The organism is Fructilactobacillus sp. X8R2C1 (genome assembly GCF_059900955.1).
On sequence record NZ_JBWXVI010000004.1, the window covers coordinates 169,383 to 185,350 of the forward strand.

At 40.7% G+C, this 15,968-nt stretch carries 13 protein-coding genes and 1 riboswitch; of the genes, 8 read left to right on the forward strand and 5 right to left on the reverse strand.

Annotated elements, in window-relative coordinates; genetic code table 11:
* Positions 1-78: 78 nt before the first annotated feature.
* Together AC6UD6_RS05690 and AC6UD6_RS05695 are read right to left on the reverse strand one after the other, a co-directional pair.
* Entirely contained in the window at positions 79-213 is a 135-nt protein-coding gene (locus AC6UD6_RS05690) for a hypothetical protein (RefSeq protein ID WP_500695998.1), read from the reverse strand.
* Between the two features lie 296 nt (positions 214-509).
* Complete coding sequence (locus AC6UD6_RS05695; protein ID WP_500695999.1) at positions 510-1,265, reverse strand: ion channel; 756 nt, start codon at positions 1,263-1,265, stop codon at positions 510-512.
* 540 nt (positions 1,266-1,805) lie between these two features.
* On the opposite strand from AC6UD6_RS05695, the gene AC6UD6_RS05700 reads away from it, so the two are divergent.
* Positions 1,806-5,858, forward strand: a complete 4,053-nt coding sequence (locus AC6UD6_RS05700) for a BspA family leucine-rich repeat surface protein (RefSeq protein WP_500696000.1) — start codon at positions 1,806-1,808, stop codon at positions 5,856-5,858.
* Positions 5,859-5,961: 103 nt separating this feature from the next.
* Here AC6UD6_RS05700 and AC6UD6_RS05705 read toward each other — a convergent pair whose 3' ends face one another.
* On the reverse strand, positions 5,962-6,507 hold the full coding sequence (locus AC6UD6_RS05705; RefSeq protein WP_500696001.1) for a folate family ECF transporter S component: 546 nt from the start codon (positions 6,505-6,507) through the stop codon (positions 5,962-5,964).
* Positions 6,508-6,554: 47 nt separating this feature from the next.
* Positions 6,555-6,652, reverse strand: a riboswitch (THF riboswitch).
* 553 nt (positions 6,653-7,205) lie between these two features.
* The gene (locus AC6UD6_RS05710; RefSeq protein WP_500696002.1) at positions 7,206-7,802 is read right to left on the reverse strand and encodes a hypothetical protein; all 597 of its coding nucleotides are present in this window, start codon (positions 7,800-7,802) and stop codon (positions 7,206-7,208) included.
* A 276-nt stretch (positions 7,803-8,078) separates the two neighbouring features.
* Between AC6UD6_RS05710 and AC6UD6_RS05715 the strand changes: the two genes are divergently transcribed.
* The 6 genes from AC6UD6_RS05715 to AC6UD6_RS05740 all read left to right on the forward strand — a co-directional run bounded on the left by AC6UD6_RS05715 (position 8,079) and on the right by AC6UD6_RS05740 (position 12,179).
* Positions 8,079-9,002, forward strand: coding sequence for a prenyltransferase (locus AC6UD6_RS05715; protein WP_500696003.1), 924 nt, complete (start codon positions 8,079-8,081; stop codon positions 9,000-9,002).
* A gap of 188 nt (positions 9,003-9,190) precedes the next feature.
* On the forward strand, positions 9,191-9,706 hold the full coding sequence (locus AC6UD6_RS05720; RefSeq protein ID WP_500696004.1) for a sigma-70 family RNA polymerase sigma factor: 516 nt from the start codon (positions 9,191-9,193) through the stop codon (positions 9,704-9,706).
* 68 nt (positions 9,707-9,774) lie between these two features.
* The gene (locus AC6UD6_RS05725; protein ID WP_500694590.1) at positions 9,775-9,978 is read left to right on the forward strand and encodes a DUF1659 domain-containing protein; all 204 of its coding nucleotides are present in this window, start codon (positions 9,775-9,777) and stop codon (positions 9,976-9,978) included.
* 14 nt (positions 9,979-9,992) lie between these two features.
* On the forward strand, positions 9,993-10,232 hold the full coding sequence (locus AC6UD6_RS05730) for a DUF2922 domain-containing protein (RefSeq protein WP_500694589.1): 240 nt from the start codon (positions 9,993-9,995) through the stop codon (positions 10,230-10,232).
* 97 nt (positions 10,233-10,329) lie between these two features.
* Positions 10,330-11,478 carry a glycerate kinase gene (locus AC6UD6_RS05735; protein WP_500696005.1) on the forward strand — a complete coding sequence of 383 codons (1,149 nt, stop codon included), beginning with the start codon at positions 10,330-10,332 and terminating at the stop codon, positions 11,476-11,478.
* A 71-nt stretch (positions 11,479-11,549) separates the two neighbouring features.
* Positions 11,550-12,179: a class A sortase gene (locus tag AC6UD6_RS05740; RefSeq protein WP_500694587.1), complete on the forward strand. Its 630-nt coding sequence runs from the start codon at positions 11,550-11,552 to the stop codon at positions 12,177-12,179.
* Between the two features lie 71 nt (positions 12,180-12,250).
* Here the strand turns inward: AC6UD6_RS05740 and AC6UD6_RS05745 are convergent, their stop codons facing one another.
* Complete coding sequence (locus AC6UD6_RS05745; protein WP_500694586.1) at positions 12,251-12,784, reverse strand: hypothetical protein; 534 nt, start codon at positions 12,782-12,784, stop codon at positions 12,251-12,253.
* Positions 12,785-13,443: 659 nt separating this feature from the next.
* On the opposite strand from AC6UD6_RS05745, the gene AC6UD6_RS05750 reads away from it, so the two are divergent.
* Positions 13,444-15,968: mucin-binding protein (locus tag AC6UD6_RS05750; RefSeq protein ID WP_500696006.1), on the forward strand; the 2,525-nt coding region annotated here is incomplete at its 3' end.

The following is a 15,968-nucleotide window of genomic DNA, read 5'->3' on the forward strand; positions in this document are numbered from 1 at the left end:
TAATTATGTGAGTTAATTTTATTTTAATAAATAAAAACCAGCGCGTAAAGCGCTGGTTTAATTATATTCAGTTTGGAGTTAGATGAGCCACCAAACAATCAAAGCGATGATGAAGACGATTAAGGTTAATCCGAGCCAGTCTTTATACGTTGGCCGATGTGGTGTCATCGTGATGGTTATGTGCTTTCCAATTTTCCATTCTCTCGTTTTCATGTCATACCTCCATATGTAATTGGTGATAGTGTGTTATACTAAAAATGTAGTAAGGAGCGAGCGCAAATCGCTCCTTAAATGAATTACCATTTAAAAACAATTGTGAGACTTAGAGAAGGCAATTTGAAGCTGATTTCAAATGCCGTTAATCTAAGTCTTTTGTTGTTTTTAGAGGCCATAGTCATCACCTCCTTACTACATTTACTACAATACACTAGTATGAAAGTATTTAAAACACTTTTTCTATTTCATTGTATATAATGATAAATTAATTTATTTCTGATGATAAAAACGCTTTACTTTCTCAACAATTCCCGTTTTTTCCGTTCAAACTCTTCTCTAGTAATAATTTCATCGTCCATTAACTTTTTGAACTTACGAATCTCATCTGCTTCTGAACTGGGTGAAGGATTGGTTTCTTTTGAGAAAAAGGTGGTGAGAGTACTTGTCAACATCCCCACAAAACTAATCCCGACCAGCATCAAAACGACAGCGATTCCCTTGCCAATCCTGGTTGTAGGACTAATATCACCGTAGCCGACGGTCGTTGTAGTCGCGATGGCCCACCAGATCGAGTTAGTGAGCGACGTGTTTTCGACGATGGAGTAGAGGCCGGCTGACAGTAAGATAATAATCGTACATATGAGTAATAGGTAAATAAAGCCGTTGGTTTTAAGAAACCGTTCGATTCGTTCTTTGAATTTGCCAAGGACACCCGCGACCCTGAAAAGTCGGAAGATGCGGGTTAATCGGGTTACCCGATAGATTTTGAAGAAAGATAAGCCGTACCCAAACGGAATGATTGCGAGTAAATCAAACAGATGAGTTTTTACGTACTGCCATTTTGGTTTGGCAAGCAAGAGCCCACCGAAGTAGTCGACGGTGAAAATCACCCAGATGGCATCGTCAATAGCCACGTATGGTTCAGCGTCAAGATTAAGCTTATTTAAGAACTGAAGAACGGTAAGCACAATGGAAATTATTGCTAATAAGATAATCATTGCATCGTAGGTATTTCTGATAATTGGTTTGGTCACGTTCACATCACCCATCACATAGTATATATTTATTTTACCAGTCCTTAGGATCGTTTATAACAACTTCAAAAGGGTTCACTACCAAAAATGATAGTGAACTCTTTTTGTTTTTGTTCTCATATTTGAATTGCTAATAATGTTGTGATACATCAATTTTTATCATGGAATAAAAATTATAATCAGAGAAATTGCACACCAGACGGCGATTATAATCGAATAATGATTATTAAATTATTATGGAAATCACATAATTATTTTTCACAAATTACCTACAAGCAACACTAAAAGTTACAAATATTATGTTATGTAACATATATTTTAAAATCGTTTAAATTGTGATGATGTACGCAAACTAGTGCTATCCTACGTATTTCTTAACTTATTATTTTAATTTTGGATAAATTATTCATAAAATACTTCGTTAACTTTGTTCAATCCACGTTATTCTTGTGAAGTATTAATTAATTGCTTGATTGGTAATGGACCTTAATTGCCGTGATTATAATTATTATTACTTCACAAAGCGTGTTTTTAAATGGAGTGGGAGGAGTTTTTATGTTAAGTAATCCAAAGAAACATTTCAAAATGTATAAAGCGGGAAAACGGTGGATGGTCGCCGGGCTGGTGACATTTGCTACCGTTTCGGGCTTAGCCGTCGGAGTAAGTGCTGATACCACCGCTCAACCGGCTGCAAATAATGTGAAAACCGATGCACAAGCAGCAGGTAGCGCAGTTTCTGTAAATTCTACTAAAGCTGCCCCAACGACAACTAATAATCAAACTCAGGTTGATAAAGCACCGACTGCTAACGAACAGCAGCCAGATGATCAATCGAGTCAACCTACAGCAAATAATGCGCAAGCAGAATCACAAACGACTCAAAATGACACCGTTACTCCATCAGTGCAAGACCAAAATGGTAACGATCAATCAGCAGTCGCTCAACCAAATGACCAGCAAAATGATGGTCAATCAACTGCTAAGCCTGCTAAACAGAACCAGGACCAAACTAATAATCAAACGACTGATGCTTCAAATGCTCAGCCCGACAAATCACAAGTAACCGATCAACCGGCTACCAATCAAAACGCTGATAACCAGGGTGTGAAGCAGCAAACTAACCCGGTAAAGGCCGACCAACCACAGGTGGACCAAAATAAAGCGGCAGTTGCTCCAACGAATCCAGAACCAAAACCAGTTGAAAAGATTGATGATCAAGCTAATTCAGTTGCTAACAACGTTCAAAATAACCAAGCTGTTCAATTTAACGCTCAACCAGTCAAAAACGTTCAATTAGCTGACCAGACGCAACAGGGGACCTGGGGTTCTGCTAAGTACGTGTACGACTACAACACTGGCACTTTGTCATTCAATGATGGTGGAGACTTAGGTAATGAATTTTCCTATGATAATTGGTTGAGTAATAACTACTATAACGTTCAACACGTTGTCTTTAATTCCAAGGTAATTGTTGATGATACCAACGGTCTCTTTGCCAGATGGAGTAGTGTTCAAGATTATAAAAATCTCTTTAATCTTGATATGTCGAATTGTACGAATATGAGTAACATGTTTTTGGACAATCACTCTTTGAAATCAATTGATTTAACTGGACTAGATACCAGTAAGGTAACCAACATTGGAGCACTTCTCTTTACTGATGCACATACAGACAATCTATATGGTAGTCAACTTCAGTACGTCAATCTTGGTGGTATTGATACTTCACACGTTACGAATTTTATGAACATGTTTAATAATGACCAATCATTAATTGAGATTGTTGGTCTAGACAAGTTAAATACCAGTAGTGCTCAAAATATGCAGAGTATGTTCCAATCAAATTATCGACTAGAAAATTTGGATGTAAGTAATTTTAATACGCAAAATGTTACTAACATGTCCTATATGTTCTGCGGAACCGGTGTTTTAACTGACGGCTTCAACATTAAAGGTCTTTCAAACTTAAATACTAGTAAAGCAACTGACATGAGTTACATGTTTAACGGTGATCAAAGCATCACGGACCTAAGTGGAATTACCAACTGGGATACCAGTAACGTGAAAAACATGGACTTTATGTTTCAGTATGATAATGCTCTAACCCAACTAGACCTTCACAATTGGGACACCAGTAACGTGACATCGATGAGTAACATGTTTGCCAACTGCTCTGACCTTAAAAGTTTGGATCTTTCTAACTTTGATACCCAAACCACTAACACGACTGACATGCTTGCAAACGATAAAAGTTTAAGTGAGCTCAAGTTAGGTAATGAAACTGGTTTGTTGGATTCTCATTTGCCAGCGGTTCCTAGTCAATACGCTGGTTGGGTTCAAGTCGACGCCAATGGCCACGTGATTCCTGGTCAAAACGCCTTGTCTTCAGATGAATTAACCAACGGTGAAGCTCATCCCGGAACATGGGTTTGGGGTAATCCAGTTAAAGATGAATCCTCAATTCATGCTCAGGGAATTACTATTTACGCTGGTGATGCTGTTCCAACCAACGCTGCAGCTTATAACGCTGGGGCTACCAATGAAGATGGCACCAAAGCTACCATTACCAAAATCGATACTTCAAAAGTTAATAATCAGGTTCCCGGACAATACCCAGTCACCATCACTTCCTCAAATGGTCAAAGCATGACGGTTACGGTCACTGTTTTAGCAAATCAAGCCAACATTACTGCCCATGGCATCACCATTTACGCTGGTGACAATGTGCCAACCGACGCCGCAGCTTACGGTGCCACTGCAACTAATGAAGATGGAACTCCCGCAAAGATTACCAAGATTGATACTTCGAAAGTTAATAACCAAGTACCCGGACAATACCAAGTTGCGATTTCTGCTTCCAACGGTAAAACCTTCTTTGTTCCGGTAACAGTTTTGGTTAATCAAGCTAACATTACCGCTCATGGCATTTCAATCTATGCCGGCGACGATGTACCAACCGATGCCGCAGCTTACGGTGCCAGTGCAACTAACGAAGATGGAACTCCCGCAAAGATTACCAAGATTGATACTTCGAAAGTTAACAATCAGGTGCCAGGTCAGTATCCAGTAACCATCACGGCCTCCAATGGTCAAAGTATGACGGTAACGGTAACGATTTTAGCTAACCAAGCTAACATCACTGCCCACGGCATTTCCATTTATGCTGGCGATAACGTTCCAACCGATGCAGCAGCTTACGGTGCCAGTGCGACTAACGAAGACGGTACTAAAGCAACGATTACTAAGATTGATACTTCGAAAGTTAACAACCAGGTTCCTGGACAATATCAAGTCGCAATTTCTGCCTCAAATGGCAAGACGTTCTTTGTTCCGGTCACTGTTTTAGCAAATCAAGCTAACATCATGGCTCACGGCATTACGATCTATGCTGGCAACAAGGTGCCAACCGATGCAGCAGCTTATGGTGCAAGTGCCACCAATGAAGACGGCACTAAAGCCACGATTACCAAAATAGACACATCTAAGGTTAATAATCAGGTGCCAGGTCAATACCAAGTTGCGATTTCTGCTTCAAACGGCAAGACTTTCTTCGTACCGGTAACAGTTTTAGCTAACCAAGCTAACATTACCGCCCACGGCATCACAATTTACGCCGGTGACAGTGTTCCTACTGATGCAGCAGCTTACGGTGCCACTGCCACAAATGAAGATGGTACCAAAGCAACAATTACCAAGATTGATACTTCGAAGGTTAATAATCAGGTGCCAGGTCAATACCAAGTTACGATTTCTGCTTCAAACGGCAAGACTTTCTTCGTACCCGTAACGGTTCTGGCTAACCAGGCCAACATTACCGCTCATGGAATTACCATCTATGCTGGTGACAACGTTCCTACTGACGCCGCAGCGTATGGAGCTACTGCCACAAACGAAGACGGCACACCCGCAACAATTACTAAAGTGGATACTTCCAAGGTTAACAATCAGGTACCGGGTCAGTACCAAGTGGCCATTAGTGCATCCAACGGTAAAACCTTCTTTGTCCCAGTAACGGTTTTGGCTAAGAACGCTACCAACCCTGACGAATCCGGAAACAACAGTAGTGGTAATCAACCATCTAATCCAGAAAATCATGACAACAATGATGGAAATGGTGAAAATCCAAGCACGCCAAATAACGAAGGTGGAAATGATAACGGTGGTAGTCAAGTTACTCCAAATCAACCAACAAATAACGGTGGATCGTCGGTAACCCCAGACAATCATGGTGACCACGTTTCAAAGTCTTCTGATCAAATTCCATCAGTTCCTGGTAACGAAGGTCAGAGTTCAACTGCTGCTAATCAGTCAACAAATCAGACTAGTGAGATCGCCAATGGAGGTAAGCAAACAACCACTTCTACTTCACTAAATAATCAAAATCAACCTTCAAACACTAATGCTGGTCATCAAATGACTATGAAGCCCCAAGGTAAGCGAGCTCCTCAAGCAACTAATCAATCCAACCAAAAGAGCGTTAAGAAAAATAAGCACGTTTTGCCACAAACCGGACAAAAGACTTCTACTTTCTTAGAACTCATTGGACTAGGCTTCATTAGTTCTGCTTTAGCTTTGGCTCTTCGTGATTTAAAACACCGCGTTAAATAAAAATAGATAAATTTTAAGCCACTATCAAATGATAGTGGCTTTTTTAGAATCTAAAAAGGACTCCCAAAGTTTTTAACTTTGAGGGTCCTTATTAACCAATTAATTATTTACTTTTGAAAACGTTTGGTTTCATATGCTGAATGACTCTATTATTCATTAACACGTACAGGATTACGATTTGAATCGGAGTTGCGATGATGTTTTTGACAATCCGGATTGGCAGGTAATAGAAAAACGACGTGTTGGACATGATTGAGATCCAGAGGGTGTTGAAAAAGACGTTAATCACTAACGTGACAATTACCATCGTGATCGTCAAGCGCACCCAACCAATTTTTTGGTGGTGATAAAAAGCAAAACTATATATCAGGGCGGCTAACACGGCGGTAAAAGTGTAACCAATGAAAAAGCCGTACCCATTAATAAAGGATTGTAGGATATCGAGGATTACTGCCGAGATGGAGGCCCAGAACGGACCAAACCACCATGCGATAAATACGGCGGCAATAAAGCCAAATCCAATCTCCAGATAACTAGTCTGAAACTGAATCTTACCTAGTACAATCTTGATGGCCATCAAGACCGCTAGATAGGTTAATCCCTTGGTGCTTAGGGGGAGCATCCCCCAATGTTCTAATTCTTTCTTCATACTGACATCTCCTTAGTGGAGCTGCCACCAAAATTGGCATAAATTAAAGTGGCGAATGCGGACCAAGCACCGCAAACTGTTAGTTTTTCGTTCAGCGTTCACATTCCGTTCCGCCGACACTTAACGCGCAAGGTCCTACTCCTAAATTTTTAGAACATTCTAAGTATACTCCTTTTAAGATAATTGTTTTGTTAAATATGGTCAGTCTGGGAATCGAACCCAGATTATCGAAGCCATCGCTGACCTACCATGACTAAGGTAAGAGAAAAAATAAGAAAATTGGTTTGATTAATAAGTAAGTATTAATCAAAGGTCCCTTTCCGATTAGTTCTCTTTGGAATTAACTACCTATGTATGATTTCTATTTATAAAAGCCCCGCCAGAGGAATGTACAAATCATATATATTAAAGATCGTAATTAAACTTTTAAAATTTAAACATAATAAGTAGTTAAGTGCAGAGGGAAGAATCGAACTCCCGTTGTTAAAAGTTACCAGACTCCGCAATAATTTATTCATCTAAGATACTAACAGGAACCAATTATTAATTGAGATCATATGTAAAAATAATACATTATTTTAAAAGAAAATTAAACGTACTTTTAGTTCATAATGAGGTACTATGAACCGTAAGAAAAAGACTAGTGCCCGTCTGTAGGCGCTAGTCTCTGGAAATTAAATTGTGATTACAAAATTAAATTATTGAAAACTGATGATTTTAAAATCGTCGTCATCGGCAAAAATCTGAAAGTTAAAGACTTGACCTAAGTCGTAGTGTTCGACGTGATAGGCAACGTTGTCGTCAATGGCGTTTTCAAGTTTGGAAAGATTAAGCGCGGAGATAAAACTAAGCGCATACTCTACTAACATGATTGGGTTGTCAATTAGGTCGTGGAACTGGCTCTCGTCGTCTGAGACCGTGGTGATGTTTCCTGAAAACTCGTCACCGATGGTGTTGACTCCGTTGTAGCACTTCTGTTTAAAGAATTGGTTGCGGATAAATCCTAGTCGGTTGGCCTCATCACGGTCTTTGACCTGGTCGGTTTGGACCTGGAAGTTATCATCAGTTTTGTTTAGTTGACTGTGATTTGGCACAAAGTCCCAAATTGAGCGTTTGTCTTTAAAGTTTGGGGTGACGTTGTATGGATTTAAGCGGATGATTTCATGATCGTTAAGTTCGCATACTGGAAGCGATGAGTACAGGCTTTCTTTTTGTTGTTTCTTGATATAGGCATCCTGATACATCAAGACGAGATCGATCACGTACTGGGCGTCTCTTAGCTCGTTTAGCTTCATGGTATTCCTCCTTTCTGTGCCACTCAATATAGCAGGATTAGGGCGTGAAAGTCTAACATATTGTTTATAAATTAACATGAAGTGGAGCTGAAATGTTTTATGTAAATATGATGACAAAGTGCTATTATAATAGTATTTATTAGAAAAGATGATTTGACAAAGCAAAAGTTATTTTTAGTAAATAGTTAGCATTTGTTACTAAATTCACTATGTTACATCTTTTCTTAACCAATTAATTTTTGCGGGATTCTTTAACGAATCCAGCCGGAGGTTAAAATGAATATTCATAAATTAATTGCCCTAACGGAACCGAGTTCGCTTGTATCAACCGTGATTCCCTTTTTATTGGGATTAATGTTTATCAGTTATGATTACGGGGAAGTCGACGTCTTTAATTCTATTATTTTGTTACTAGCGTGTCTTTTAATCCAGCTGATGGCCAACTCGTTGGATAATCTGGCTGATTATCACTCCGCCCTTAAGACTTCGAAAAAGGCAGCCAGGAAGTTTCGGAAGCAGACCAATTCACTAGGGGTCAACAAGATTTCATTTAAAGCGGCAGTGATTACGACCATGATCTTTGCGTTTCTAACTGCCATCTTGGGCATTTATTTGCTCATTGCGACCACGATGTGGTTACTAGTGATTGGTGTAATTGGCTTTATTATTAGTTATTTGTATGCTAGCGGACCATTGCCAATCTCTCACACGCCCTTTGGTGAAATGGCATGTTCGCTAACGATGGGAGTGGGGATTACTTACACCGTCATCATGGTAAACGTGCCGGTATCACAATTTAGTTGGCAACTGTTTTTAAATGGCCTTTTGGTGTCCACACTCGCTCTGTTTCCGCTTGCTAGTATCATGCTTGCCAATAACCTCTGTGATGTAAAGGAAGACATCCAGTTAAACCGATATACCCTAGCGTCTTTCATCGGGAAAAAGTGGTCGTTAGTGGTTTTTACTGGCAATTATGTTGTGACTTATATCATGGTAATTGTAACCGTCTGGTTGCGGCTACTTCCGGTTAGTACGTTACTGGTATTGTTCACGATTCCAGTAATTTATCTGCATGTGCGTAAATTTGTCCATGTTCAGGACAAAAAACGGACGTTCATTCTTTCCGTCAAGAGCAGTTTTGCGATTTTACTAGCGCTGATTTTGGCAGCACTGTGCCAGTTATTAATGACTTTTTTTTAAATTAATCTCGATAAGGTGGAAAATGGATTCCACCTTTAAATTTGATGTCTCGACGTTAGCCTCGCTAGCGTCTTTTTTGACGGCAAAATTCCGCCATTTGCCGGGATGGCGCTGATTCTCATCCCACCTTATGCTAGTTCCTGATACAAAGGCCTTTGGATCAAACTACTATAGGGAGATTCAATTTTATGAATAACGAGCAAGCAGCGTTTCGTTTCTTAATGGCAGGCGACCACGAGGTTGTTATTTTTGGCGTACTGAAACGTTTAGGAATCAGACCATTTTACGACCAATATCAGGACCTGGTATCAGAGGGACGCCTGGCATTTGTGAGTGCGTATCAACGCTATCCGGGTGATCCAACCGATGATAAGAGTCGATTAAATTTCATTTATCAGGAAGTTTACTGGCACATCTTGGATCTATTAAAGAAGGAAACTAGGCAGAGTTCCAGAATTGACGTTGAAAATAGTACCGACCTGGATGTTATTTCCGATGGCGGCGAAGATGTCGAAACGCGCATCATGTTTGAAGAAGTCTTGAACCGATTGAACGAAAGTGAGCACCAGCTGGTTATACGGTTGTATCGCGGCCAGTCGATGACAACAATTGCGAAAGAACTTCACGTTTCACGGAAGACCCTCTACCAGTGGAAAAAGAACATTATCAAAAAGGTCAATTGGGGTAACACATTTACCAATTGATTCGTTTCTAGTAGGTGTAAGGGGTTGGCCAACTGCCTTAACAAAATAAACTGAAGAGGATGGAAAAAATGAAAAGAAATTGGATGAAGACTAGCGCAACATACACACTTGCAGGAGAGGGTCACGCTGACGCCAAACACACCTTTAACAACCTGGTGCAAAACGTTTCAGAGGACCAGATCAAGCAGTTCGGTGTGATTTTAGCGGAATTATCCGGTGACTCATTTAAAAAGGCAACGTTGAGTTCCACTGACACTTTGGATGCTGAATAATTAGGAGGATGAACATGAGAAACTTAGAATTAGTTTTTAAATCAGATCAAAACAAGGTCAAGACCATTAAGTTGAGTTACGCTTCAAGTACTCTAGGCGAAGAAGTGGTCAAGAACGCCATGGACCGCATTGCCAAACTCGAGATGTTTCAAAAGGATGGCGTGAACTTGTACAGCACACCGGTTTGTGCCCGTTACGTGGAAATTAAGAAATATCCGATCTATCAGGCACCGGTAGTCCCAGCTACCAAGTAAATTATGAGCTTAGAAAAGCGCTTCATTGTGTATGAAGTGCTTTTTTTGTGCGTTATAATCGGTTTAATGGATGAACAGATTCGAAAGGAGGAAGAGCATGAGTTTACGGTTTGTTTTAGCGCCAGATTCATTTAAGGACAGTATGTCAGCCAAACAAGTGGCAGGCGCGATGGCGGCGGGCATTATCAACGTTGATCCGTCGGCCCACATCGATAAAGTTCCAATGGCTGATGGTGGTGAAGGGACCGTTGACACGCTGGTTGACGCCACTCATGGAAGGAAGATTGACGTCACGGTTGATGGTCCGATTCCTGGTCAAAAGGTGGATTCATTCTTTGGAATGCTCGGTGACGGCAAGACTGCGGTCATCGAGATGGCGAAGGCCAGTGGACTGGAGTTAATTCCTGAAAACCGTCGTAATCCAATGGTCACAACCACGCTTGGGACTGGTGAGTTGATTAGAGCTGCCTTGGATTTTGGCGCCCAAAAAATCATCATCGGAATCGGTGGCAGTGCGACTGTTGACGGTGGAGCCGGGATGGCAACGGCCCTTGGCGTCAAGTTCATGGACGAAAACGGAAAGGTCATTATTCCAAACGGATCCTCAATCGGTCGCATCTCCGACATTTCGGTGGCGGGACTCGATCATCGGATCGCCGAGACCGAGTTTGTGGTGGCATCAGACGTAACTAACCCACTGGTTGGAAAGAGCGGTGCGGCGCCGGTGTTCGGTCCCCAAAAAGGTGCCAATTCCAGTCAGGTCGTGCAACTGGACAATAATTTAAGAAGTTATGCGCACGTGATTAACGATAAATTAGGGATGGACGTTACAAGCGTTCCTGGCAGCGGTGCCGCTGGTGGTGTTGGTGCCGGACTGATGGTCTTTTTAAAGGCCAAGTTGCGTCCCGGCATTGAGATTGTGGAACAGACGGTCGGACTAGAAGAAAAAATTAAGCACGCCGACTGCGTTCTCACTGGTGAGGGCAGTATTGACGCCCAGACCAAGTTCGGTAAGGTCCCCTTTGGGGTCGCCAAGTTAGCCAAGAAATACCATAAACCGGTCTTCGTTGAGACGGGTCACATCGGTGAAGGAATTAGTGACCTGTACGATGTTGGAGTGTCGTCGGTGATTGACATCTTAGGCGGAGTGACGTCAATGGAAGAGGCCCTTAAAAAGGGACCCGAAAACATCGAACGTACCACCGAGAATATTATAAGAATTATCAAAGCCAGTTCGAAACTTTAGATTTTAAATAGAAATAAGGTAGAATAAGCGTATGTAGTAGTGGAGTACGTTTACGAAATGGCGGTAGGAAAATGAAAAAATTTTTTTGGAACCTTCTAATTGTGGTCCTGGTCGTTGTCGGGCTTGGTCTGGTCTTTAATTCTCAGATTACTTCATGGTGGGTTGGATACCAAGGCGGACAGAAGGCTAACAGTATCACCAAGCAGGAGGCTAAGCGCGGAAATCAACGTAAGGGTGATTATGATTTTAGTAACGTGAAGGCGGTCGACGAGAACGCCATTATGAAGAGTCAAAAGGCCAAACAGTCGCCCGCAATTGGCCGCATCAAGATTCCAGACTTAAACATTGATTTACCCATCTTTAAGGGGCTAAACGACGATGATCTAACGATTGGAGCCGGGACGATGAAGATGGACGAAAAGATGGGGGAGAAAAACTACGTCCTGGCGGGTCATCACATGAAGGACCCAAACGTGTTGTTTTCGCCGCTATCCAAAGCGAAGGTCGGACAGAAAATCTACCTTTCCAATCCTAGTAAGAAGTATACCTACAAGGTTACCAGTAAAAAGATTGTCTCTGAAGATGACATCTCGGTGATTAATGATAATGGCAACCAAAAAGAAATCACGCTAGTCACGTGTGCTTCTGGGAATCCGGGTGAAACCAAACGGTTGATTGTGTCCGGTAAATTAATTAAATAGTTCAAAATAAAATACCGTGTCGTTATTAATCTAATAACGACACGGTATTTTTGTGTCGTGAGTTGATAATATCAATTGTCTTGAAAGTATTCGCGAAGTTTCTTTTCAAAAGATTGGGGTGCCTCTGGGACTGGACTGGTAATCCACATCTCCAAAATAAAGAAAAAGGCCTGAGCCTGCAGATTCATAATCATATTTTTGGGAATCTTTTGTTTAACGTGAAAGTTGGGTGAGTTGTTCATAATGTTACTTTTATACTTTTTCAGTAAAAAAGCCATGAAAATCCCCTTGAGGCTTGGTTTGAGTAGGACACGAATCTGATCGCGATACTTATACACAAGCTCCGGTAGGCAATTAATCAAATTATTGACGTAGGTGTCGTCTGGATCACTTTCCTTATTAAATTCTTCGTCAATTTGATTGCATAATGTGGTTTGAATGTAAGTGATTAAATCATCAATGCTTTCGAAATTATTATAAAAGGACTTTCTTGATACGCCAGCCGAGTCTGTTAGTGATTTCACGTTGATATCAAAGATGCTTTTGTGACTAGCTTGAATTAGAAATTCGTTTGCGATTAAGTCCTTGGTTACATTGGTTGCCATATTTTTCTCCAGAATTTTGATATAAATCATTCTAAGAGAGTTACTCACTAGCGAGAGTTGTTTTAACTCTTTTGGATAATTAAGGCTTTTTACACATTAAGCGACCATTGAATGTGAATTGTATTATAGCAATTATAATATGATATCCTTTATAGTTTCCTGCATGAGTACCGATGTAAACTTTATAAATCAGTTTTTATGTACATCACAAGAAGTATTCTTATTTTTGGACTCGATCGTACATAACAAATTAAATTTTTTTAAAGGTTTCACATACTTGTTCTGGTGGAATTAATTTGATTAGCTGATCTACTAGTTACGTGGGTGCTAGTTGTGATTTCCATGAAACAAAAGTACTTATGTACTTTTTAACTTACTTCTTAGATTGAAAGTGAGTTTTGTTACTGCTTTTAAATATATAGTATTAATGTTACAAAAACATTACATTTTTTGGTGATTATTTACACATAATGAGTATTATGTGGGACCAGACACATGAAGTTAGACTAAATAAAAGCTTATTATGACAGTATTTTACACACGTTGTGTAAAATACAATTGTGTTCAATTCAATTTCGATTTGTGCAATAATTGCTTCAGGCTTAGTTAGCCGGTAAGTATAGATTAATTTGAAATTAGAAGGGCAGGTTTTTACTTATATGTTCAATCGTGATAGCAAAACACATTATAAGATGTATAAAGCTGGTAAACGATGGCTGTTCAGTGCAATTACAGTCACGATGTTTTCAGCCGGGATTTCAGGCGGAATCCTTATGTCTAACCAACATAATGTGAAAGCGGACGTTACTAACAACGCTCAGATGAATTCACAAAATAGTGATTCGTCTGATAAGCAAGTAACAGTACCGCAAAATCAGACTACCAATGATCCGGCAGCTGAACAGAACGTCACCAAGAGTGATGACACAGCAAGTAACCAAAATGCTACTGCTGCTCAAGACATAACTAAGAATGATGACGCTTCAGCTAAGCAAACCGATTCATCACAAAATCAGACAACCGATCAAAGTACCACTAAAAGTGATGACACAACCAGTCAAAAAACCGATTCAACAAACTCTGATCAAAACATAACAAAAAACAATGACACCACATCAGACAAGCAAGCTGACGCTGATGCCACTAAAAATGACAACACTACCAATCAAAATGCCGATTCAGCAAAAGACCAAGACGCCAATAAGAGTGACGATGCTTCAAGTCAGAAGAATGATGCATCACAGGACCAGTCTTCTGATAAAAAAGCTGATGCCACTAAAAATGATGATGTGGCAAACAAGGAAGCCGATGCCTTAAAGGACCCATCAGCTGATCAAAAGTCTGACCAGGAGGCAGCTACAAGTGATAACACAGCAAATAAACAAGACGCTGCGGTAGCTGCTAACCAAAAGACTGATGATCAAGCAGCAGCCATGAAGCAAACTGCGGCAGCCTTAGCCACCAATGATCCCCAGAATCAGCTAAAGAATGCCACTACTGATCTTGCTGCTGAACCATTTAAGATCACTGTTAGTGATCCAGACTACAAGTCTTATGGTGTTCCTTGGGTTGATCCAAACTCCGATCACTTTACGTATGGTTTTGTCACTGTGAAAAATGCTGCCAATACTAACAAAGTAAAGTGGATTGTTTGGTCAACTGATCGTACTGGTGACGGAGTTGTCTATGTAAATGAAATTGATGCTGACGGGAACCTTCTTAAAACCTATGTTCTTAATCAAGACGGCGAAGTAGATAACTCCGATTATATTAATGGAATACAGTATAAAAGATGGAGCAATAACTATAGTTCGATGGGATTTGAAGGCGATAATCCTGAACAGTATGTTTTCAGAAAAAACTGGTTCTATAATAACCCAGCCGGAGTGGATGCCAATCTTGGAGCTATGAATTCCTATACTCCAGATAAAGTTACTTCGACAGTTACGTGGACGAATAAGGACACTGGCGAAGTCATGGCTACCCATCATTTCACTGGAATGGCGGGTCAGTCATATGATATTACTGGCATGCCCCCTGAAATTCCCACCACTTATTACATTTCTACCGAGCCATCAAATGCTACAGGAACCATTTCAAGTTTTGGTGTGGTTGGGACTAAGTGGGTTTCACATCTGAAACAAGGTTACGAGGTAACCTATACTGAAACTGATGATCATGGTGGAATGAGTGTTCAATTAACGGATAAAGACGGAAACCTTGTTCCCGGTAGTGATGGTCAGACAACCTACCATATTGATGCTAGTTATAACTATGACCCAACAACTAAACAGTATTCATGGGATATTCCTGGATATGGAGTTGTGGTTCTTACCCCAATTTATGTTCCACAAACCCGTAAGATCGATTATCAAGTTGCTCAACTGGGAAAATTAGTTCCAGTTGATTCCAATGGCAATCCGATTGACAATGGATCCCATGATGTTCCATACGAAACGCAACCAGACGATCCTACTAAAGCACAACAACCTCAATTACCCAATATTCCTGGCATGATTCCAATGGATCCCCATGATCCAAGTCAACCATTAAAACCAGGTCCAGATGGAACTTATCCATACCCAATTACGGATCCAGGTTCAGATACCAAGGTCCCTTATGGCCCCGCTACCAGTCAAGTGACTGATAATAGTGGTCACGGTACCATTACCGTTCACTACAAGGATGCTAACGGAAACACCGTTTCACCAGATAAGCAAGTCAGCGTTCCATTTACGAGAACTGGTACTAGAGATAATGAGACTGGTAACATTACTTGGGGCGACTGGGAACCAGTTGGCAATGCTAATCAAGTAATCACTTCACCAGAGGTTCCTAATATGACTCCTAATCAGCCAACGGTTACTGGTCATGCCACTGAAGGTAAAGATGATGTTCATACCGTTATCTACAGTGACACCCTAACAACAGTAACTGATAATAGTGGTAAGGGAACCGTGACCGTTCACTATGTTGATGTTAACGGCAAGACCATGGCAAAAGACCAGGTTGTTACCGTTCCATTTACTAGAACGGGGACTAAGAATGAAAAGACTGGTTCAATTACTTGGGGTGACTGGAAGCCAGCCGATAACGCTAACCCAGTCATTAATTCTCCCAAAATTACTGGTTACACACCAAGTCAAGCTAGTGTAACGGGTGATGCTGCTGAAGGAAAAGACGA